A 21,380-nucleotide genomic window follows, 5' to 3' on the forward strand; every position below is an offset into this window, starting at 1 on the left:
GCTAACCCGAAATCGCCAGCCGCGCTTTGGCCTCGAGCCATTCGGCCATCTGCCGGTACGGCACCGGGCCGTGGCTGACACGGGCGACACCAAGCTCGGCCAGGCGCTGGCGCGGCGGCACATGCGCCAGCGCGATGATGTTGACCGGCAGCACGGTGGCCTTGCACAGCGCCTCGATCAGACCCTCGTCGCCGAGCCCCGGCGCAAAGAAGCCGCTAGCTCCTGCCTTTTCATAAGCGTGCGCCCGCTCGATGGCCTGGTCGAGCAGCACGCTGTCATGCGCATCCGGCTTGGCCTTGAGGAAAATGTCGGTACGGGCGTTGATGTAGGCGGGAATGCCGGAAGCCTTCACCGCCGCCGCTGCCGCCTCGATCCGCTTCACCTGTACCGCGATGTCGTGCAGACCAGCGCCGCCGACGATCTGGTCCTCGAAATTGAAACCGATGGCGCCGGCCTGCAGGGCACGTGTCACCGTCTGGGCGACAGTCTCCGGCTCGACGCCGTAGCCGCCTTCGAGGTCCATGGTCACCGGCAGGTCGACTGCCGCCACGATGCGCCTGATGTTGTCCAGCGCTAGCTCCAGCGGAATTTTCTCGCCATCGGCATAACCAAAAGCAGCCGCGACCGGCCAGCTTCCGGTGGCGATCGCCTTGGCGCCCGCCCTCTCGACGATCTTGGCCGAGCCCGGATCCCAGGCATTGTAGAGAACGATCGGGTTGCCCTTGACATGAAGGGCATGGAACGTGCGTGCGCGCTCGATCTGCTCGGTCATTGCTGTCTTCCCGTCTTTCCGATGTTGGACGAACAGTCTAGGCAGGACCCCAAGCCTTGGCGATGTGCCATGGGCTGCAGAAGCGGCGGCCACAAACAGGCCTTTCAAACCTGTTGCGCATCCGGCTTTTCGCCGCTATGGATTTCGCCCATGAACATGCGCTCGATCAAGACCATTTGGTGGTGGGCTCGCTGACAGCGGCCTGTTCGAACGCGTGCGCGTGAAAATAGAGGGTGGCCGCAACGGAATGTCCGGGCGGCCATTTGTTTTTTCAAAGCCATTCCCGGGTCCGTTGCCCCAACAAGCCATATGGAGACGGCAATGACGATGAAGGCTCTGGAAAACGGCGCGGAAAGCTTCGTGACCGCAGGTGGTGTCACCATCACCCGCGAACGCCACGACAAGCCTTACGCCGGTGCGATCGATGCTTATGTCGACGGCTTGAACTCGCGCCGTGGTGCGGTGTTTTCCTCGAATTACGAATATCCGGGCCGCTACACACGCTGGGATACGGCCATCATCGATCCGCCGCTGGTGATTTCCGCGCGTGGCCGCGCCATGCGCATCGAGGCGCTGAATGGCCGTGGCGAAGTGCTGCTGCCGGTGATCGGCAAGACGCTGGCCGGCATTGCCGAGGTGACGATTGCTGAAACCTCGAAAAAGCTGATCCGCCTCGATGTCGCCAAGCCCGGCCGCGTCTTCACCGAGGAAGAGCGCAGCCGCGTCCCCTCTGTGTTTACTGTGCTGCGCGCCATCACCGCTTTGTTCAAGACCGATGAAGACGCCAATCTCGGCCTTTACGGCGCCTTCGGTTACGACCTCGCCTTCCAGTTCGATCCAGTCGACTACAAGCTCGAGCGCAAACAGAGCCAGCGCGATCTCGTGCTGTTCCTGCCTGACGAGATCCTGGTCGTCGACCATTATTCGACCAAGGCCTGGACCGACCGCTACGACTATTCCGGCGACGGTTTTTCAACCGAGGGGCTGCCGCGGGACGAAATTGCCGAACCGTTCAAGACCGCCGACCGCATCCCGCCGCGCGGCGACCATGAGCCGGGCGAATATGCCAATCTGGTGCGCAAGGCGATGGACAGTTTCAAGCGCGGCGACCTGTTCGAGGTCGTGCCCGGGCAGATGTTCTACGAACGCTGCGAGACGCAGCCTTCCGAAATCTCGCGCAAGCTGAAGTCGATCAACCCGTCGCCCTATTCCTTCTTCATCAATCTCGGCGAAAACGAGTATCTGATCGGCGCCTCGCCCGAAATGTTCGTGCGCGTCAATGGCCGCCGCGTCGAGACCTGCCCGATATCCGGCACCATCAAGCGCGGCGACGACGCCATTTCCGATAGCGAGCAGATCCTGAAGCTGCTCAATTCCAAGAAGGATGAATCCGAGCTGACCATGTGCTCGGACGTCGACCGCAACGACAAGTCCAGGGTCTGCGATCCGGGCTCGGTGCGCGTCATCGGCCGCCGCCAGATCGAGATGTATTCACGCCTGATCCACACCGTCGATCACATCGAAGGGCGCCTGCGCGAAGGCATGGATGCCTTCGACGCCTTCCTGTCGCATGCCTGGGCGGTCACCGTCACCGGTGCGCCGAAACTGTGGGCGATGCGCTTCATCGAGCAGAACGAAAAGAGCCCGCGTGCCTGGTATGGCGGCGCCATCGGCATGGTCAATTTCAACGGCGACATGAACACCGGCCTGACGCTCCGCACCATCCGCATCAAGGACGGCATTGCCGAGGTGCGAGCCGGCGCCACATTGCTCTTCGACAGCATCCCCGAGGAAGAAGAAGCCGAAACCGAACTGAAGGCATCCGCCATGCTCTCCGCCATTCGCGACGCCAAATTGGGCAATGCCGCAGGCGCCGAACGCACCACCGCGCGCGTCGGCGACGGCGTCAACATCCTGCTCGTCGACCACGAAGACTCCTTTGTCCACACACTGGCCAACTATTTCCGCCAGACCGGTGCCAATGTCTCGACCGTGCGTTCGCCGGTGCCGGAAGAAGTCTTCGAACGGCTGAAGCCCGATCTCGTCGTGCTGTCGCCCGGACCGGGCACGCCGAAGGATTTCGACTGCGCCGCGACCATCAAGAACGCCCGCGCCCGCGACCTGCCGATCTTCGGTGTCTGCCTTGGCCTGCAGGCGCTGGCCGAGGCCTATGGCGGCGAACTCAGGCAGTTGCACGTGCCGATGCACGGCAAGCCGTCGCGCATCCGCGTCTCCAAGCCCGGAATCATCTTCTCCGGCCTGCCCAAGGAAGTGACCGTCGGCCGCTACCACTCGATCTTTGCCGATCCGGTGCGGCTGCCCGACGATTTCATCGTCACCGCCGAGACCGAGGATGGCATCATCATGGCCTTCGAACACCGCAAGGAGCCGATCGCCGCCGTCCAGTTCCATCCGGAATCGATCATGACGCTCGGCCACAATGCCGGCATGCGCATCATCGAAAACATCGTTGCGCATCTGCCGCGCAAGGCCAAGGAAAAGGCCGCTTAGAAACGATGGCGGCGACGGACAACATGGCGGCGATCGCAGCGAAGGCAGCGGCCAGGCAAAGGATCGCCAGCCTTGCCTTCTGGTCGATTGTCATCGCCTGCGTGGTGCTCGCGCTCAAGCTTGCCGCATGGTACGTCACCGGCTCCGTTGCGCTCTATTCGGATGCGCTGGAGTCGATCGTCAACGTCATAGCCTCGGCCGCCGCCTATTGGGCGGTCCTGGTCAGCTACAAGCCGGCCGACCAGGACCATCCGTTCGGCCACCACAAGGCCGAGTATTTTTCGGCGGTGCTGGAAGGCGTGCTGATCGTGCTCGCCGCGCTTTTGATCCTCAACGAGGTCTGGCGCTCCTGGCAGACGCCGACCCCGCTCGAACAACCCTGGGAGGGCCTGGCGATCAACGGCGTCGCCACCGTCATCAACGCCTTCTGGGCCTGGACGCTGATCCGCGCCGGGCGCAGCGCAAAATCACCGGCGCTGGTCGCCGACGGCCGGCACATCATGACCGACGTCGTGACCTCGGTCGGCGTCTTCGGCGGCCTCGTCGGCGCTATCCTGACCGGTTGGCAGATCCTTGATCCGGCGCTTGCCGTCATCGTCGCGCTCAACATCCTGTGGCAGGGCTGGCACGTCATCGGCTCGTCGATGAACGGGCTGATGGACCGCGCAGTGGACACGACCGAACACATGCACATTCGCGACATCATCTCGGCCAATTGCAAGGGCGCGCTGGAGGTTCATGACCTCAAGACCCGCATCGCCGGCCGCGCCACCTTCATCGAGTTCCACCTGGTCGTCGACGCCGACATGACGGTCGGCGCCAGCCACGTCATTTGCGACCGCATCGAGGACGCGCTGAAGGCCGAAATCCCCTCGGTGCGCGTCACCATCCATGTCGAGCCCGACGACGAGGCGAAGCTGCCGAAAGGCACGACGGCGGTGCCGTTCGCGTGAGGCGAGTTACCACGTTTCGATAGTGAGATCTTTGATTCGCTCGAATTCGCGGATATTGCGGGTTATCAGCGCGAGGTCCCGAGCACGTGCCTGCCCGCCAATCAGCGCATCGTAGGGACCAATCGGGGTTCCCAGTGCCGCAAGCCCAGCACGAATCTCACCGGCATGTCTCGCGTCGTCTCGGTCGAATTCAAGTACCGGGAACTGCAAAGCTTCGATGCGCGCCAGATTTTGGACCTTTCGCTGGCTCTTTTCAGCGCCGTAGTACAGCTCATGCAAAACGACCGCCGAGAGAGCAAAGTCTTGTGGTGCATGCCGTTTAAGCAAAGCCAGCAGACCCTCGTCGCCCGAGATGATCGCTATGACGGCATTGGTGTCGAGCAGGTAGGTCACTTAAAGAGGTCATCCAAAGCAGGTCGATCCTGACCATCCTGACGCTCCAGCGCTCCCTGGACGAAATCGTCGTCAACCGGTGCGATGACCTGGTCGAGCCATGCCCAATCCTGCGCAAGCGGCTCCAAGATGACAGTTCGCCCATGACGACGGATCGAAACCTCGTCTGCCTCGAACCGAAACTCCTTAGGCAAGCGCACAGCTTGTGACCGGCCTGACCAGAACACCTTTGCCTTGTCCATGTGCTATCCTCAAATGAGATATAGCAAAGATATATACCATGGTAGCGTCATAGACAAGATCGAACTCAACGAGTGCAGGCCGACTGCGGCATAGCCTCCAACCGGTAGACCTTGTCATCGGACTTGGTCTTGCCATCCGCCGAGCACAGATCGACAATCGCCAGGCTGCTATTGGGGTTGGCCAGCATCAGGGTGCCGTTGGCGCCGCGCTTGAGGAAGATTTCCTTTTGCGCGATATCGCAGGAAAAGTTGCTCATCTTCGAACTGGCCGCGCAGCGCCATTGATCCGCTTCACCCTGGCAGGAATAGGTCTGCGTGACCTTCGTCCCGTTCTTCCTGGTGGTCACCGAAACGGCGACATCGGAGCCGTCGGGCCAGTTGGCGACATCGCCTGAGGCAAAGGAGGCGAGTTCGACCGGCCCGCGGAAGACCCGGATCGACTGCGTCATCTGGTCGGGATGCGAGGAGAGATGCGCGGCATCGTAATTGCGTCCGAAGCAGAAAGGCTGGTCCGGCTTCAGCCGCTCGCGCAACGGCGCACCCAGCGCCGGATCGATCGGATCGATCTTGGCGAATTCAGCCTGGCAGGTTGCGGCCGGCATCGGCTCGAGGCGGAAATTGTCGTCCGCCGAGCCCAGAGCCTCCCGGTCATATTCGGCTTCGCCCAGTTCGTCTTCCGATCCGGCGTCGAGATAGAGATCGGACGAGACGTCGGTGAGGATCAGGCGGCCTTTGTCATCGAGCTTCAGCGACGCCATGGTGCGGTCGCAGTCCATGCCGCAGCGGATCGGACCTGACTTGCCGTCCTCGGACTCGTGATTGCACCAGCCGCCGGCCCATTGCGGCGCCTTGGCGCCGCGCACCGTGGTGGTGAGAAAACCGTTGTAGGAGGTGTCGGCGTTTGCCATCGGCTCTTCGTTCGGATGGCTCACCGGATCATGGCCATAGAGGAAGAAGATCCGCGCCACCTTCTGCTTTGGATGCGCCTTGAGGTGCGCCGCATCATAGACGCGGCCGAAACACGCATCAGCGCCATTCGGGCTGAGTTCGGGTAATTTAAGCGCATCGCCGGCAAGGGCCGAACTTGCAAGCGCGCCGAGCAGCACGCAGCCAAATCCAGCGCTGGCAACAACCTTCCACTTCCTGAACGCCATGTGACCCCTCCTCGCATCGACAGGACGTAACGTCAATTTATGCTAGTATCATGGCCGCAGCCACGCAATTTGCGGTGAGCGCAAGCCGAGAGGATGCCATGCGTCGACGCGACATGTTCCGGGCCAGCCTTGCCGGCGCCGCCGGCCTGTTCGGGCTGAGCCGGGCGGCCGCCGCTGAAGACAGACCGAAGGTCGCCTATCACCTCAGCGACCTCGATAAGGTCAACTTCGTGCTCGGCAACATCAACAACCACTATGAAGGCACCGGCGGCAATGTCGACATCGTGCTGGTCGTGCATGGTCCGGCCCTTGCCGGCTTCAAGTCGAAAGGCATATCGGCGGCGATCTCGGGACGCTTTGCCGGCCTCGTCCAGCAGGGCCTTGAGCCGCATGCCTGCGGCAACACCATGCAAGGCATGGAGATCACGCTTGCCGACCTGCTCGAGGGCTTCCACGCCGCCGACAAGGGCGGCGTCGTCAAGCTCGCCGAACTGCAGCGCCAGGGCTACGCCTATCTCCGGCCCTGAGCCGCCACGGGCTTGAACGTGAAGGCCATGAGAGCCTACGAAGGGTGGCCAAACAGCCCGAAGGAAAGTGCTCATGACCGCGACCACCCTCGTCATCCCCGATCTTGCCGGCAAGGCGGTGCTGGTCACCGGCGCTTCGACCGGCATCGGTGCCGCCCTTGCACTGGCCTACGCCGCCCAGAAATGCCGGGTCGCGCTGCACTACAATTCGAGCCGGAAGGCCGCAGAAACGCTGGCCAAAACCATCCGCGACAGCGGCGGTGAGGTGTTCCTGACACAGGGCGACTTCTCACAGGCAGCCGATGTCGAGCGGGTAGTCGAGGAGAGCGCCGAAAAATTCGGCCGGCTCGACGGGCTGGTCAACAATGCCGGCGGCATGCTCGGCCGCGTGCCCTATGCGGAGCAGACCGAGGCGCACTACGACGCGGTGATGGACCTCAACGCCCGCTCGGTGCTGACGGCCTCGCGCAAGGCGATGCCATGGCTGAAGAAGCAGGGCGGCTTCATCGTCAACACCTCGTCGATCGCGGCGCGCAATGGCGCTGGCGGCGGCGCCGGGCTGTACGGTTCGGCCAAGGCCTTTGTCTCCAATGTGACGCGCGGCATGGCCAAGGAACTGATCGGCTTCGGCATCCGCGTCAATGCGGTGGCGCCGGGCACCATCGCGACATCCTTCCATGAGCGCTATTCCACCGACGAGCAGATGAAGGGCATGGTCGCCACCATTCCTCAAGGGCGTGCCGGCACGGCCGAAGACTGCGTCGGCGCCTATCTGTTCTTGTCCTCCGATCTTTTGAGCGGCTACATCACCGGTCAGGTCATCGAGGTGAACGGTGGCCAGTTGATGCCGTGAGCCGGCAATTGCATACTGCGTCTCGCAACCATGCATGTCGTGCGCACGTTTGCTGAGGTTGGAAGAAAGGGGAGAGGCAATGTACGGATTGATCGGAAAGATGCGGGCGGCGCGCGGCCAGCGGGACGCGATCATGGATGTGCTGCTCGCCTCGACCGGCGCCATGCCGGGTTGCCTGAGTTATGTCATCGCCCGCGACCCGGCCGATGCCGACGCGATCTGGGTGACCGAAGTGTGGACCGACGCCGCAAGCCACAAGGCTTCGCTGCAGCTGCCGGAGGTCCAGGCAGCGATCGCCAAGGCCCGGCCGATCATCGCCGGCTTCGAATTCCAGGTCGAGACCCATCCGGCCGGCGGTTTCGGCCTGCCCGCCACCAAAAACGAGTGACATCCCAACGCGGGGTCGGGGTCGTGAATTTCTTCCGAGACAGCGTTCGCATTTTTCTCTTCCAGGTCTAAGACCCAAACATGGACTCTTCGCCAGACCAACCGGCCGTCGAACGCATGGCGGGCATGCGTCCGGTCCGACAATGGCTGGTGCTGCTGATCGTCTCGCTGCTGTTCGCCGGCGCGCTGGAATACGCCGCACTGCCGGCGGCGCTGCTGATCGGCCCGATGCTGGCGGCGATCCTTGCCGGCACCAATGGCGCCACGGTGCGCGTGCCGCGGCCGCTGTTCGCCGCCGCCCAGGCCTTGGTCGGCTGTCTGGTCGCGGCGTCGATCTCCACCGACATTTTTTCGGTGTTCTACAAGGAATGGCCGCTGGTCCTTGTCGTGGTGCTGGCGACCCTTGCGGCGTCCAGCCTGCTTGGCTGGTTGATCAGCCGCTGGCGCATCCTGCCCGGCACCACCGCGGTCTGGGGCTCGTCGCCGGGTGCTGCCACTGCCATGGTGCTGATGGCCGGTGCCTTCGGCGCCGATCAGCGCCTCGTCGCCTTCATGCAGTATCTGCGCGTCATCTTCGTCTCGATGACGGCAGCACTCGTCGCCAAGATGTGGGTCGACACTTCGGGCATCGAGGTACCAGCCATCGTCTGGTTCCCGCCGATCGAACCGGCAGCCTTTGCCGCCACGCTCGGCGTGGCGCTGGTCGGCGGCCTGCTCGGCCGGTTGTGCCGGCTGCCGTCACCCTTCTTCCTCGGCACCTTCATCATCGGCACCATCGTCCATCTCGGCTTCGGCGTGGCGATGCAATTGCCGCCATGGCTGCTGGCGCTCTCCTATGCGATGGTCGGCTGGTCGATAGGGCTGAATTTTACCCGGGCGATCCTGCGTCATGCGACACGGGCGCTGCCGCAGATCGTCGGCTCTATCGTCGTGCTGATCGCCTTTTGCGGCGGGCTAGCCTGGCTGATCAGCCACGTCCTTGGTATCGATCCGCTGACCGCCTATCTCGCGACCAGCCCCGGCGGCATGGACAGCGTCGCCATCATTGCCGCCGCCGCGCAGAACGTCGACATATCCTTCGTCATGGCCTTGCAGTCGACCCGCTTCCTGGTCGTGCTCATCGCCGGGCCGAGCATAGCGCGGCTGGTGGCGAGAGCCGTCAGGGACTGAGATTCAAATATCCAGGGAAGAGGAAAAGTGCCCATGAAACGTCGTGTGAATGCCGTCGATCTCTCAGGCCGGGTCGCCGTGGTGACCGGCGGCGCGCAAGGCATCGGCCTTGCTGTCGCCCGGCGACTGCTGTCATCGGGCGCCAGCGTCGCCATCTGGGATGTGGACGAGACCGCCATGGCGAAGGCCGTTTCCGAACTCGCCCCGCTCGGCCGGGTCGAGGGTTTGCTGTGCGATCAATCGCTGATGGAGGCCGTCGACAGCGCCGCGACCGAAACCGAGCGCTCGCTTGGTCCGGTCGATCTGCTGGTAAACAATGCCGGCATCGCCGGACCGGCAGCGACGGTGGCGGATTATGATCCTGCCGCCTGGCGCCAGATAATTGACATCGACCTCAACGGCGTCTTCTACTGCTGCAAGCGCCTGGTGCCCGGCATGATCGCGCGCAGCTACGGCCGCATCGTCAACATCGCCTCGGTCGCAGGCAAGGAAGGCAATCCGAATGCCGCCGCCTATTCCGCCGCCAAGGCCGGCGTGCTCGCGCTGACAAAATCGCTCGGTAAGGAGTTGGCTGGCCACGACATCGCCGTCAATGCGCTGACCCCATCGCCCGCCCGCACCCGCATCCTCGAACAGCTCACTGAGGCCCAGGTCGCCTACATGCTGGGCAAGGTGCCGCGAGGCCGGTTCGTCGAAGTCGAAGAGGCGGCTGCGATGATCGCCTTCATGCTATCGGACGAAAATTCCTTCACCACCGGCGCAACGTTCGATCTCTCCGGCGGCCGCGCCACCTACTGAGAAGCGCCGCTGTTCCTTGCTGTCGCCGTCGCTGTCGGCCGCGAAGGACTAATTCAAGAGCCGCTCAGCGTCGCGGCAAGCCGGTCGGGAAGAAAGTCGACGAAGGCGCGAACCTTTGGCGACAAATGGCGATTGGACGGCCAAAGCAACCGGAACTGGCCGCGGCCGTCGACATGGTCGTCCAGCACCGTGCGCAGCAGGCCGTCACGCAGCGCCTCGCGGACCAGGAAATCGGGCATCGAGCTGATGCCGAGCCCGGCCATCGTGGCGCCCTTCAGCGCCTCCGTGTTGTTGCAGGTCAGCATCGAGCGGACCTGCGGCTCGGCGCTGCCGCCGATGAACGGCCAGCCTTGCAGCTTGCCGCTGTTGGGAAAGCGGAAGCGGATGCCGTAATGGTTCACGAGATCGTCCGGGCGGCTCGGGTTGCCGTGCTGCTCGATATAGGAGGGTGCCGCACACAACAGCAGCCGGAAGGGTGCAAGCGGCCGCGCCACCAGGCGCGAATCCGGCAGGTCGCCGCTGCGGATCGCGATGTCGACGCCTTCGTCGATGAGGTCGACGATGCGGTCGTTAAAGTCGATGTCGAGTTCGATTTCGGGATAGCGCGCCATGAACTCGGACAGCACCGGGAACAGCAAATGATAGGTCACGATCGGCGTCGAAACGCGCAGCCGCCCATGCGGTGTTTCGCGGCTCCGCGACAGCATCGCCTCGGCATCGTCGATGTCGTCGAGGATGCGCCGCACCCGCTCGTTGAACAGCTTGCCCTCTTCGGTCAGGCCGATGCGGCGCGTGCTGCGCTGAAGCAACCTTACGCCGAGATCCTGCTCGAGCCTGGCGACGCTCTTGCCGACGGCCGATGCCGAGATGCCGAGCGTGCGGCCCGCAGCGATGAAGCTGCCGAACTCAGCCGTGCGGGCAAAGGCCAGGAGCCCATTGAGGCGTTCCATCGCATCTCTCCATTCGAGCGTTTCAGTCCGGTATATCTGGAGATTTAACACTATTTTTCTCGAAGTGTCGCGAGCCTATCTTCCCGTTGCGACCGGCGCAGCAAGCTTGCGGCAGGCCGGCGGATCCTGGTTCAGATAGGAAATCCATGACCTCGAAGACCACAAACGGCGCGGTCGCGCCATGGCTTGTCCTGTTGTCGGTATGCCTTGCCGCCATGACAATGCCCTTGACCTTCACCGGCCCGGCCGTCGCGCTTTCCCGCATTGCGGCCGACCTCGGCGGCAGCCCGATCGCGCTCAACTGGGTGACCAACGCCTTCATGCTGACCTTCGCCGCCACCTTGATGGCATCAGGCGGGCTGGCCGACAATCATGGCCGCAAGCGGCTCTTCCTTGTTGGCCTCGCCACCTATGTGCTGGCATCGCTGGGATCGATGTTCGCCCCTGATATCGTCTGGTTCGATGTGCTCAGGGCTGCGCAAGGGCTCGGCAGTGCCGGCGCCTTTGCCGGCGGCGCCTCCGCTCTTGCCCAGGAATTCGATGGGCCATTGCGGCTGCGCGCCTTCTCCTTCCTCGGCACCAGTTTCGGCATCGGCCTCGCTTTTGGGCCGATCGCGTCGGGCCTGCTCATAGATGCTTTCGGCTGGCGATCGATCTTCGTCTTGGTGGCAGTGCTCGCGATTGCAGCCGCTTTGCTCGGCCTGCGCACCATCAGGGAATCGCGCGATCCGGATGCGACCGGCCTCGACTGGGCGGGAGCCGGCACCTTTACGATCGCGCTGGCATCGCTGACCTACGGGGTGCTGCAAGCGCCGCAGAGCGGCTGGACCGATCCCCTGGTGATCGCGCTTCTCGTGGCGGCCGCCCTTTGCTTTGCCGCTTTCGTCGTCGTCGAGCGGCGCGTGCGCCGGCCGATGCTCGATCTCTCGCTGTTCCGCTTTCCCCGCTTCGTCGGCGTCCAGTTCCTGGCGGCCGCTCCCGCCTATGGCTTCGTCGTCCTGCTGGTGCTGTTGCCGATCCGCTTCATCGGCATCGAGGGGATGAGCGAGATCAAGGCGGGGCAGTTGATGATCTGCCTGTCGGGACCGCTGTTGATCCTGCCACTGCTCGCCGGCCAGGTAGCGCGCTGGATCGCTCCGGCAACGATCTGCGGTGTCGGCCTGCTTGTGGCCGCCGGCGGCCTTGTCTGGCTGAGCCTGATACCGCCTGTCGTCGCAGCGCTGGTGGCGCCGCTGATCCTCATCGGCGTCGGCATCGCCTTGCCCTGGGGGCTGATGGACGGACTTGCCGTCGGCGTCGTGCCGAAAGAGCGTGCCGGCATGGCGGTCGGCATCTTCAACACCACCCGCGTCGCTTGCGAAGGCGTGGCTCTGGCGATCGTCATGGCAGTCCTGTCGGGTTTCACGGCAGCCCAACTGGCGGCTCAGGGAACGGCGTCTTCCCTGGATGCAACCGCCGCCGCGCAGCTGCTGGTGACCGGCAACATCGGCGAAGCGGCAGCCCGCTTGCCGGGTGCCGGAGCCACGGTCCTGGTCCAGGCCTATGAGATCGCGTTCGACAGGCTGCTGATCGTGCTGGCGGCAATCACCATCGTCACCGCCCTTGTCGTCTTTCTCGGCTTGCGCCGTGGATCGGCGGTGGAACACGAGACCATTGCTCTGCCTGTTTGCCAGGAAGGGTAGCTGAGCCGCGTCAGGAGATGACGAGGCTCGCTATGCGGTGGCCGTCCAGCACGAAGGTCATGTCACCCTCGCCGTTGAAGCCATTGCCTTTCACGGCAATGCGGACGCGGTAGCTGCCCTCGACCTCGGCGATGCGGACAATGCGAAGATTGGACTTCACGCCGATATTGTCCGACTGGTTCCAGCGCGCGATCTGCTGGCGGCCTTGGAAGGACCGCCCCCAGTCGGTCAGGGACGCGTCGGCTGTGAACGTGTGGAGAACGGCTTCGCTATCACCCGCATTGGTGGCCTCGATAAAGCGGCGGATAGGTTCGGGTGTGGTCATCAATCGAGCCGGTGCATCAGATCATCATCCAGCCAGCGGCCGAAGAAATAGACCAGCTGCTTGTGCCACCATGGCCAGTCATGACTGACATCGCCGCCCCAATAGTCGACCCAGGCGGGAATGGATTTGTCGCGCAGGATCTGTTCCAGCCTGCGGGTCTCGACCAGCATCCGCTCTTCCCAGGCGCCCTGCCCGCAGCAGAAGATCATCCTCAGCGACTTCAGCCGGGCAAGCAGCTTTGGGTCTACGGTGCCGGGCAGATAGTCGAGCGGTGAATTGTAGAAGATATCACCTTCCAGCGCCTTGCCGAAGAAATCGCCCGCCGAATAGACGCCCGACAGCGCGATGACGCCGCTGGCGAGTTCGGGAAAGCGAAAGACGAAGTTCGTGGAATGATAACCGCCCATCGAACAGCCGGTGAACAGCGGCTTTAATTTGCGCCCGCCATTGGCTTGCTCGGCGGTCGCCAGAAACTCCGGCAGCGCCTCCTCGCGCACATATCGGAAATAAGCCTCGTGGCGACCGATGCGGTGGGCGGCGCCGGCATGCTTGTTGAAGAACGATTCCGAATCCACGCCGTCGACCGCGAACAGCTGGATGCGGCCGGTGTCGATGAATTCGGCCAGCGCTCCTACCCCGCCGGAATCCTCGAACTGGTAGAACCGCCCCTGCGAGGTCGGGAACACCACCACCGGCCGGCCGGCATGGCCGTAGCGCTTGTATTCCATGTCGCGGCCGAGATTGCCGGAGAAACCCTTGTGATAGGAGATGTCCATCGCGTCTAAGCCTTTTCCGCGTGGATGTAGGCGACGGCCGCGCGCAGCTCTCTCTCGTCCTTCGAGCGCATCTGGTAGGCGTAATTTCCCATAGCGCGGCTGAAAACCTTTTCTATCGGCTGATGATGGACGATCTTGTCGCGATGCGCGGCTAGCACGTCCTCATGGCTGTGCAAATAGTGGAGGTGCTGCTTGCGGCTGGCATAAGCGGTGAAATACTTGCCCTCATAAGGACCACCGGCGGCATCCTTCACCACCATGTCGGCCCAGGCCGCGTAGACGTCGATGTCGAACGTGTAGTTGATCGCATCGGTCATCCAGGCGCCGGGCGGCCGCATGTTGACCTCAAGCGCGATGACGCGGTCGTCCTTGGTTTCGAACAGCTCGATGTGGAAGAAGCGCTCGCGCACGTCGAACGCCTTGAGGATTTTGCGGCCGGCCTCTTCGATCGCCGGTCGGACGTTGGGAAAGCAGGTGTAGCTCATGTGGCGGTCCTTGTTGACCACTTCCATGATGCTCTGGTCGTAGCGGTGGCTGGCCGCCAGCACCACCTCGCCGTCACGGTTGACCAGCCCATCGAAGGTCACCACCAGCCCCTCGATGAACTGCTCCATGACGAAGGTCACGTCCTCGGGCTTGTCCCTGAAAAACTGGTCAAGTTCCCTGGCGTTGGAAATCTTGAAGGTGTTCGAGGCGCCGGACCCGGAATCGGGCTTCACCACCACGGGATAGCCGACGCGGCGGATGAAGGTCATGGCGCCGGCGCGGTCGGAGCATTTGCGCTGGGCGATGGTGTCGACGCCGCTCTTGCGAAAGAATGCACGCATGCGGCTCTTGCGCTTCAAATTCTTCACGAAATCGAGCTTGGTGCCGTAGATGTTGAAGTCGGTGCGGATGTTGGCTTCCAGCTCCAGCCAATGCTCGTTGAGTGACTCGAAGCGCTCGATCCGACCCCATTTGTGGATGAAATGACCCATGGCCCGGAACACCGGATCGTAGTCCTCCATGTCGGCGATGCGGTAATATTCCGACAGGGCCGCCTTCAGCTTGCCGTCCAGCGCCTCATAAGGCGCATCGCCAATGCCCAGCACCGTGGCGCCGGCCTTTTTCAGCCGGTCGCAGAAATCGGCGCCGTTGGCGGGAAAATGCGGCGAGAAGAAAACGAAATTCACGGATGACCCCTCCGACGGCGAAGCATTGCGGCCCCGGCTACACGCAAGTCTGGCGCATTTGCCGCGCATGGGGAAGAGTGCTCGCGAGTGGTGGAATGGCAGCCCACTTGCCTGTCCATGGCGGCTCCTGTATGAAACCCGCCATGAACACGCGCGTCTCCTCCGTCGCTTCCCGTCCGACCGGCTTTGCCGGCGAGACGGTGCGCGCGCTGGCATCGACCCTGCTTCTTCTCGGCCTTATCGGCGATCGCCGGGTTCGCTGAAGGAGCGCCCGGCGGTCGAACCGCCGCTTACGCGTACGCTCCTTGGCCAGTTCAGAAATTGGCAATTCACATCAAGCGAACGAAAATCTGATAAGGCGCTGCTCGCCCTGGAATCCGTCCGAAGACCGATCCGCGAGCCGCCGGGAGAACAAGACGATGAACGCACGAGAAGAGATCCGATCCGGCGAAGCCGAAAGCGTAAAACACGCGGCCGGCCACATGCCGGACGCAGCCCGCAAGTACCAGCCCTATCCGACCGTCGGCCTCACCGACCGCACCTGGCCCAACAAGGTCATCGACAAGGCGCCGATCTGGTGTTCGGTCGATTTGCGTGACGGCAACCAGGCGCTGATCGATCCGATGGGCCATGAGCGCAAGGCGCGCATGTTCGCCCTGTTGCTCGACATGGGCTTCAAGGAGATCGAGATCGGTTTCCCCTCGGCCTCGCAGACCGATTTCGATTTCGCCCGCTGGTGCATCGAGGAAGGCAATGTGCCGGCCGATGTCTCGCTGCAGGTGCTGGTGCAGTGCCGTCCCGAACTGATCACCCGCACCTTCGAGGCGCTGAAGGGCGCTACCAATCCGATCGTGCATTTCTACAATTCGACCAGCGAGCTGCAGCGCCGCGTCGTCTTCGAGAAGGACGTCGGCGGCATCAAGCGCATCGCCACCGATGCCGCCAAGATGATCACCGACATGGCCGCCAAGGCCGGTGGCGGTTACCGCTTCGAATATTCGCCGGAGAGCTTTACCGGCACCGAACTCGACGTGGCGTTGGAGATCTGCAACGCCGTCACCGAGATCGTCAGGCCGACGCCCGACAACAAGCTGATCATCAACCTGCCCTCGACGGTCGAGATGTCGACGCCCAACATCTACGCCGACCGTATCGAGTGGATGTGCCGTAACCTCGACAACCGTGAAAACTTGTTGATCTCGCTGCATCCCCACAATGACCGCGGCACCGGCATCGCCACCACCGAGCTCGGCCTGATGGCGGGTGCGGACCGCGTCGAAGGCACGCTGTTCGGCAATGGCGAGCGCACCGGCAATGTCGACATCGTGACGCTGGCGCTCAACATGTACACGCAAGGCGTCGATCCCCATCTGGATTGCTCGGACATCAACCGGATGAAGGACGTCTACGAATATTCCAACCAGCTGAAGATATCCGAACGCCATCCTTATGTCGGTGAACTGGTCTACACCGCCTTTTCCGGCTCGCACCAGGACGCCATCAACAAGGGCATGAAGGCCTTGAAGAAGGCCAACACGCCGGTCTGGGAAGTGCCCTATCTGCCGATCGATCCGGCCGATGTCGGGCGCAGCTACGAGGCGATCATCCGCATCAACTCGCAGTCGGGCAAAGGCGGCATCGCCTATGTACTGCAGGCCGATTACGGCCTCAATCTGCCGCGCAACCTGCAGATCGAGTTCAGCCAGGAGATCCAGGCGATCACCGACGCCGAAGGCAAGGAAGTGCCGGCAAAACGCATCCATGACCGCTTTATTGAAACCTATGTCGACCAGCCCGGCGCACGACTGAAGTTCCTCGACCATCACACCTATCCCGATACCGAGAAAAAGGGCCGGCGCGTGGTCGAGGCGGTGATCCTCGACAACGGCAAGGAGACGACAATCGCCGGCTCCGGCACCGGCCCGATCGACGGCTTCGTCGATGCGCTGTCGCGTCATGTTGGCGTCGACATGTCGGTGCTTGATTATTCCGAACATTCGCTCCAGCGCGGCTCGAACGCCTCGGCGATTTCCTATGTCGAGATGGAATATCCCGGCGGCAAGCTGTTCGGCGCCGGCATCAACACCAACATCGTCGCCGCCTCGCTGGAAGCCGTTGTTTCGGCCGCCAACCGGATAATCGGCCGCAAGGCCGGCTGATATTTTCCCGGGCGCCGAATGTCCGCGGCGCCCGGAAATCCCCCATTTGCCGAGGGAAATTCCGGTCTTTTGTGTCAACCACCGGCAACTATCCGGTGTGTTACGCGATCGCATAACATAAGCATGCTTGTATGGAAGTGCAGGCTCTATATGATTGCGCCTCAACCTGTGCCGACTTCGAGAGGATCGACACTTGCAGCATGCCACGCCTGCCGCCCCCGCAGTGCGCGAGACACTGGAGCGACTGCTCGCCAGCGAAACGTTCGGACGTTCCGAGCGCGCGCGCAAGTTGCTGCGCTATCTTGTTGAGCGCGAGCAGGCCGGCGAAGCCGACAGGCTCAAGGGTTTCTCCATCGCCATGGACGTCTTCGGCAAGGACGGCGATTTCGATTCGTCGACCGACGCCGTTGTCCGGGTGCAGGCAGGCCGGCTGCGCGAACTTCTCCAGCATTATTTCGCCAATGAAGGCATAGCCGAACCGGTTCGCATTGCCATTCCGCGCGGCGGCTACGTGCCGTCCTATGAGCTCAACGCCATACGCCTGCCGGTTGGGCAGGAGCCGCTTGCGGCGGCGGTAGCCGCCTTGCCCGGATCGCCCGACCAGGCGGCTCTTGACGCCGTTCCCGCTGCCGCGACAGCTTCGGGGGTTACAGAACCTGGGCCTTCGCTGGCGCGCCATCTCCAGTTCTTCTGGGTCGCCATGACGCTGGTCATTCTCATGCTGGGCGTGCTCATCCTGCGCCAGGGCAGCGGCGCATTGCTTGCCAGCAGCGATCCTACCGCGGTGGTCGAGACCGCGGGCGTAACGAGCAGCATCGCATCGCCGTCGATGGAGGCCCTGCCCCTCGTCTACATCGCGGTGAAGGCCACCGGCCCCGAGGCCGGCCGCGTCGCCGCTTCGCTGCGCGCCGGCCTTGCCGGTTTCGACACGATCGACTTCATCGGCCGCGACGCCGACAGCAAGCGCGATCCGAGCACCGACCCGACCAGCTTCGTTTTCGATGTCCTGCCGGGACCAATGGCAGGTGACGTGACGCTCGAACTGCAGAGCGTGGCGACCGGCCGCGTGCTTTTGTCCCGCAGTCTGACGGCCGCCGACAGCGCACCTGGCACCGTCGAGGATCGTATCGCCGCCATCCTCAGCTCGACCATTCCCGCCTCCGGCCCGCTCTACAGCTACATCGAACAGAACGGCATTCAGACCGGGCTGACGAGCTGCCTGATCCTCAACGACAGATACTATCTCGACCAGAGCACCAGGACGCACGAGGCCGCCTATCGCTGCCTGGACAACCTCGCCGGCCAGGGTGCGAAATCGTCGTTGGTCTATTCGGAACTGGCCTCCCTGACCCTTGAGGCAGCCACCGATCATTACGCCTATCCGCCTGGCGCGACGGTCGAACAGGCAATGTCTTTCGCCCATCGCGCCATCCAGATGGGACCGACCAGCCCCTATGCGCACCGCGCCTATGGCTACCTCAACTCGCGCCTCGGCAACACCGAGGAATCGATCCGCTGGATGCGCAAGGCCTATGAGCTCAACCCCTACGACCTCGGCATGGCTGCCGCTTACGGCTATGGCCTGATCTTTGCCGGCAAATATGCCGAGGGAACACCGATCCTGACCCATGCCGTCGAGACGTTCAGCGGCCATCCGACATGGTGGGATTTTGGGCTTTTCGCCGGACAGTTCATGCTGGGCGACATGAACAAGGCCGCGATAGCCAGCGAGTCGCTGCGCACGACGGCGATGAAATCGCATTATCTGGCGGCGCGGCTGATCGGCGCCAAGGCTGCCGGCCGCGAACAGCTGGCAGCCAAGCTTCTGGATGAGCTGACCACCAAATTCCCGAAATTCGCCGCCGATCCGCGCGCGGCCTTCGCCGAGCGCAAATATCCCGCCGATCTGACCGACCGGCTGGTTGAGGCGCTGCGCGCCGCGGGCCTCGGCAACGCCAGCTAGTCTTTCCGGATCGCGAAAACTTTACTGGCCATCGGTCTGGACTGGGAGCAATCCAGCCTCGATTCGAATTTCCTCTCCAGTCTTGCAATAATCGCAAGTCTTGCAATAATCGCACATTTTCATGGTCTCATCCCTCTATGTTGCCGAGCGGGGCGCCGGGCCGAAGACGGTCGTCCTGCTGCATGGCTTCGGTGGTTGCCATGATATCTGGCGCGAGGTGACCGCGTCGCTAGGGCCCGATATCAGGACTTTGGCCTACGATCTTCCGGGACACGGACTGTCTCTCGAATTCCCTGGCAGCGGCCCGGCCAAAACAGCGGCGCGAGCGGTTCTCGCGGATATCGCCGCACGCGGGATAGCAAGGGTGCATGTCGCCGGTCATTCGATGGGCGGTGCGGTCGCCTCCCTGATGGCGCTTGCCGAGCCTGACAGGATAGGCTCGCTGACGCTTCTGGCGCCGGGCGGTGCTGGGTCAGAGATCAACGGACCGCTGTTGCGCCGCTACGCCGCGGCCGCCGACAGACGGGAAATCCGCGCCTGCCTTGCCGCCATGTCGGGACCGCGAAGCCCGCCGCCCGAACGCATCGTTGGCGTCCTGGCGGACCTACGCCGTCGCCCCGGCCAGTTGCGCAAGCTGATTGAGATATCGGCCGTCATGACCAGGAACGAGCGGCAGGGGGTCATACCCCGCGAACAGCTGGACACCCTCGACATGCCGGTGATGGTGGTTTGGGGAACGGACGATCCGGTGCTGCCCTTTACCCAGGCTGATTGTCTGCCGGCGCATTTTCATATTCATCACGTGCTCGATGCCGGCCATATGCTGGTCGAGGAAGTGCCTGATGTGGTCGCCCAGGCCGTGCGCCGAAACATGGCACGCCGCGGCAGGCGCCTGCGTCCGACATTCGAGGCCGCGGCGAGCTAACTTACTTGCGCCCCGCATCTCGCCAGTGCATTTTGCCGCCGCCTGTGTTAACTCGCAATTAACCATATCAGCGAGGCGACGCCGATGAAGGACACTGGCGAAAACATCACCCCCATCGACACCTCCCGCAAACTGTCCGACGTCGTTCGCGATGTGAAAAATGCCTTCGCCGATCGCGACGATGTCGTGGTCGACATGCGCGAGGCGCACCGGATGCGGCTTGATCTGCTCGCCGCCGAGCTCGCCCCGGTCTTTGCCGACGTGCCCGCCGACATGGACAATTTCGACTTCGTCGTCTCCTCCGGCCTGCAGCCCCGCCTGTGGATCGACGCCGTCAGCCATGTCGCCATGGGGCGCGACCGCCGCACCTACCGCTTTCTCAGGGATACCCGCATCGGCCGCGTCGTGCTCGCCGAATCGACCGATATGAAACCGGTCGCCGATCAGGTCACGCGCTATGTGGCGGAGCGTATCGTCGAGCGCCAGCGCATGATGGAGGGCGGTGTCGAGCCGGCCGTCGCCGACCTGAAACGCGCCGCCGTGCCGGAAGCTGAGCCGCCCTTGCAAGCAGCCGTGCCCCGCAAGGGCTGGTCGACGTTCCTTTCCGGTCTCGGCTTGGTCGCCGCCGGCGCGCTTGTTGGCCTGGCGGTGGCGGCCGCGCTGTTTTGGGATCGCCTGATGGCGATGAAGATCAGCTTCTGATCAACGATCTGGAGGCCTCGGTGTCTGCGCGCCGAGTTCAATGACCTGCAGGTCCGATGGCGGCAAGGCCGGCCCGGTCAGGCCGCGCCGCGTCAGGCGAATCAGCCAATTGCCCTTCTCCCCGTCAATATCGAGCAGATTGTACTGTGCCGCCGGGTTCTTGCTGCCTGGCGACTGCCCGGCGGCGGCGACGCCGACGACCGGAATCCTGGCGCCGCGCCCGCCAATGAAGAACAGCGACGGCAGATGCGAATGGCCGTGCAGCACGAGTTCGGCGCCATGCCTATGAACGGTCTTGTGGAAGCGGGAGATGCCGAACAGGCGCTTTTGCTGGGCGACGGCGCCGCGCACCGGCGGATGATGGATCATGATCACCCGCAACAGGCCGCGTTTGTTCGTTGCGTCGAGCACTGTCGCCAGCCTTTGCGCCTGACCTTCGAGGAAGAAGCCGTTGGCCATGAACGGCGCCGTGGCGCGCGCCGTCGAAACGCCGATCAGCGCGACATTGCCGCGTACGCGCAGATAGGGAAAAGCGTTGCGGTCGATCGGCGCAGTCACGCCGTCGCCGCTCATCCACGCCGCCCAGGAGCGGCAGACCTTGTCGAAGGCGCCCGGCACATAGGCGTCGTGGTTGCCCGGCACCACCGAGACATCCTCCGGCGAACCCAGCGTCTCAAGCCAGTGCTTGGCCATCTCGATCTCGCCGTCGAGCGCCAGATTGACCAGATCGCCGGTAACGGTGAGGTGGTCGGGTGTGCTCGCCTTCATGTCGGCGACGATGGTGTCGATGACGGCATCGTGCATATGGCGGCGGCGGTTGCGCTGCCAGTTGACGTAGCCGACGACGCGCTTGGACGCGAGTTCGCGATAGGTTACACCGGGAAGCGGCCCCAGATGGACATCGGAAATATGCGCGAGCCTGAACATCCTTCCTTCATAGGCGACGCGCTCCCCGCTTTCCACTCA

Annotated in this window: 21 protein-coding genes; 12 read left to right on the plus strand and 9 right to left on the minus strand. The window is 63.3% G+C overall.

Annotated elements, in window-relative coordinates; translation table 11 throughout:
* Nucleotide 1 precedes the first annotated feature (1 nt).
* Entirely contained in the window at nt 2–772 is a 771-nt protein-coding gene (locus AC3CCE_RS04820) for an isocitrate lyase/PEP mutase family protein (RefSeq protein ID WP_023686174.1), read from the minus strand.
* Between the two features lie 321 nt (nt 773–1,093).
* Between AC3CCE_RS04820 and AC3CCE_RS04825 the strand changes: the two genes are divergently transcribed.
* Nucleotides 1,094–3,283 (plus strand): anthranilate synthase, encoded by a 2,190-nt coding sequence (locus tag AC3CCE_RS04825; RefSeq protein WP_023741042.1) that lies wholly within the window; start codon nt 1,094–1,096, stop codon nt 3,281–3,283.
* 23 nt (nt 3,284–3,306) lie between these two features.
* Nucleotides 3,307–4,236: a cation diffusion facilitator family transporter gene (locus tag AC3CCE_RS04830; protein ID WP_196813681.1), complete on the plus strand. Its 930-nt coding sequence runs from the start codon at nt 3,307–3,309 to the stop codon at nt 4,234–4,236.
* A 6-nt stretch (nt 4,237–4,242) separates the two neighbouring features.
* On the opposite strand, the gene AC3CCE_RS04835 is transcribed toward AC3CCE_RS04830, so the two are convergent.
* The 3 genes from AC3CCE_RS04835 to AC3CCE_RS04845 form a co-directional block, all read right to left on the minus strand.
* Nucleotides 4,243–4,629: a type II toxin-antitoxin system VapC family toxin gene (locus tag AC3CCE_RS04835; protein WP_023669975.1), complete on the minus strand. Its 387-nt coding sequence runs from the start codon at nt 4,627–4,629 to the stop codon at nt 4,243–4,245.
* Complete coding sequence (locus AC3CCE_RS04840; protein WP_023669974.1) at nt 4,626–4,871, minus strand: antitoxin; 246 nt, start codon at nt 4,869–4,871, stop codon at nt 4,626–4,628. The genes AC3CCE_RS04835 and AC3CCE_RS04840 overlap by 4 nt, the downstream gene beginning before the upstream one ends.
* 65 nt (nt 4,872–4,936) lie before the next feature.
* A complete protein-coding gene (locus tag AC3CCE_RS04845; protein ID WP_352624158.1) occupies nt 4,937–6,025 on the minus strand; it encodes a hypothetical protein in 1,089 nt (362 codons plus the stop codon).
* Between the two features lie 98 nt (nt 6,026–6,123).
* Here AC3CCE_RS04845 and AC3CCE_RS04850 point away from each other — a divergent pair, with 98 nt between their 5' ends.
* The 5 genes from AC3CCE_RS04850 (at nt 6,124) to AC3CCE_RS04870 (ending at nt 9,760) form a co-directional block, all read left to right on the plus strand.
* Nucleotides 6,124–6,552, plus strand: a complete 429-nt coding sequence (locus AC3CCE_RS04850) for a DsrE family protein (protein WP_023669972.1) — start codon at nt 6,124–6,126, stop codon at nt 6,550–6,552.
* Between the two features lie 73 nt (nt 6,553–6,625).
* On the plus strand, nt 6,626–7,405 hold the full coding sequence (locus AC3CCE_RS04855) for an SDR family NAD(P)-dependent oxidoreductase (protein WP_352624160.1): 780 nt from the start codon (nt 6,626–6,628) through the stop codon (nt 7,403–7,405).
* 79 nt (nt 7,406–7,484) lie between these two features.
* The gene (locus AC3CCE_RS04860) at nt 7,485–7,793 is read left to right on the plus strand and encodes a putative quinol monooxygenase (protein WP_023669970.1); all 309 of its coding nucleotides are present in this window, start codon (nt 7,485–7,487) and stop codon (nt 7,791–7,793) included.
* 80 nt (nt 7,794–7,873) lie between these two features.
* Nucleotides 7,874–8,962, plus strand: coding sequence for an AbrB family transcriptional regulator (locus AC3CCE_RS04865; protein ID WP_023669969.1), 1,089 nt, complete (start codon nt 7,874–7,876; stop codon nt 8,960–8,962).
* Between the two features lie 45 nt (nt 8,963–9,007).
* Nucleotides 9,008–9,760: an SDR family NAD(P)-dependent oxidoreductase gene (locus tag AC3CCE_RS04870; RefSeq protein ID WP_023669968.1), complete on the plus strand. Its 753-nt coding sequence runs from the start codon at nt 9,008–9,010 to the stop codon at nt 9,758–9,760.
* Nucleotides 9,761–9,813: 53 nt separating this feature from the next.
* Here the strand turns inward: AC3CCE_RS04870 and AC3CCE_RS04875 are convergent, their stop codons facing one another.
* Nucleotides 9,814–10,710: a LysR family transcriptional regulator gene (locus AC3CCE_RS04875; protein WP_023669967.1), complete on the minus strand. Its 897-nt coding sequence runs from the start codon at nt 10,708–10,710 to the stop codon at nt 9,814–9,816.
* A gap of 146 nt (nt 10,711–10,856) precedes the next feature.
* Between AC3CCE_RS04875 and AC3CCE_RS04880 the strand changes: the two genes are divergently transcribed.
* Nucleotides 10,857–12,392 (plus strand): MFS transporter, encoded by a 1,536-nt coding sequence (locus tag AC3CCE_RS04880; RefSeq protein WP_352624163.1) that lies wholly within the window; start codon nt 10,857–10,859, stop codon nt 12,390–12,392.
* A gap of 10 nt (nt 12,393–12,402) precedes the next feature.
* Here AC3CCE_RS04880 and AC3CCE_RS04885 read toward each other — a convergent pair whose 3' ends face one another.
* Genes AC3CCE_RS04885 through AC3CCE_RS04895 form a run of 3 tightly spaced genes read right to left on the minus strand, consistent with a single transcriptional unit; the run spans nt 12,403 to nt 14,665 of the window.
* Nucleotides 12,403–12,717 (minus strand): nuclear transport factor 2 family protein, encoded by a 315-nt coding sequence (locus AC3CCE_RS04885; protein WP_031192978.1) that lies wholly within the window; start codon nt 12,715–12,717, stop codon nt 12,403–12,405.
* Entirely contained in the window at nt 12,717–13,493 is a 777-nt protein-coding gene (locus tag AC3CCE_RS04890; protein WP_023804785.1) for an esterase family protein, read from the minus strand. The genes AC3CCE_RS04885 and AC3CCE_RS04890 overlap by 1 nt, the downstream gene beginning before the upstream one ends.
* A gap of 5 nt (nt 13,494–13,498) precedes the next feature.
* A complete protein-coding gene (locus tag AC3CCE_RS04895) occupies nt 13,499–14,665 on the minus strand; it encodes an ATP-grasp domain-containing protein (RefSeq protein ID WP_352510447.1) in 1,167 nt (388 codons plus the stop codon).
* A 419-nt stretch (nt 14,666–15,084) separates the two neighbouring features.
* Here AC3CCE_RS04895 and leuA point away from each other — a divergent pair, with 419 nt between their 5' ends.
* The 4 genes from leuA (at nt 15,085) to AC3CCE_RS04915 (ending at nt 20,414) form a co-directional block, all read left to right on the plus strand.
* Entirely contained in the window at nt 15,085–16,824 is a 1,740-nt protein-coding gene (leuA, locus tag AC3CCE_RS04900; RefSeq protein ID WP_488377108.1) for a 2-isopropylmalate synthase, read from the plus strand.
* A gap of 193 nt (nt 16,825–17,017) precedes the next feature.
* Nucleotides 17,018–18,787 (plus strand): tetratricopeptide repeat protein, encoded by a 1,770-nt coding sequence (locus AC3CCE_RS04905; RefSeq protein ID WP_023711106.1) that lies wholly within the window; start codon nt 17,018–17,020, stop codon nt 18,785–18,787.
* Nucleotides 18,788–18,908: 121 nt separating this feature from the next.
* The gene (locus AC3CCE_RS04910) at nt 18,909–19,712 is read left to right on the plus strand and encodes an alpha/beta fold hydrolase (protein WP_023711105.1); all 804 of its coding nucleotides are present in this window, start codon (nt 18,909–18,911) and stop codon (nt 19,710–19,712) included.
* Nucleotides 19,713–19,796: 84 nt separating this feature from the next.
* The gene (locus AC3CCE_RS04915; RefSeq protein WP_023711104.1) at nt 19,797–20,414 is read left to right on the plus strand and encodes a hypothetical protein; all 618 of its coding nucleotides are present in this window, start codon (nt 19,797–19,799) and stop codon (nt 20,412–20,414) included.
* Here AC3CCE_RS04915 and AC3CCE_RS04920 read toward each other — a convergent pair whose 3' ends face one another.
* Nucleotides 20,415–21,341: a metallophosphoesterase family protein gene (locus AC3CCE_RS04920; protein ID WP_023683636.1), complete on the minus strand. Its 927-nt coding sequence runs from the start codon at nt 21,339–21,341 to the stop codon at nt 20,415–20,417.
* Nucleotides 21,342–21,380: the final 39 nt, after the last annotated feature.

Source organism: Mesorhizobium sp. P160187 (assembly GCF_057766425.1).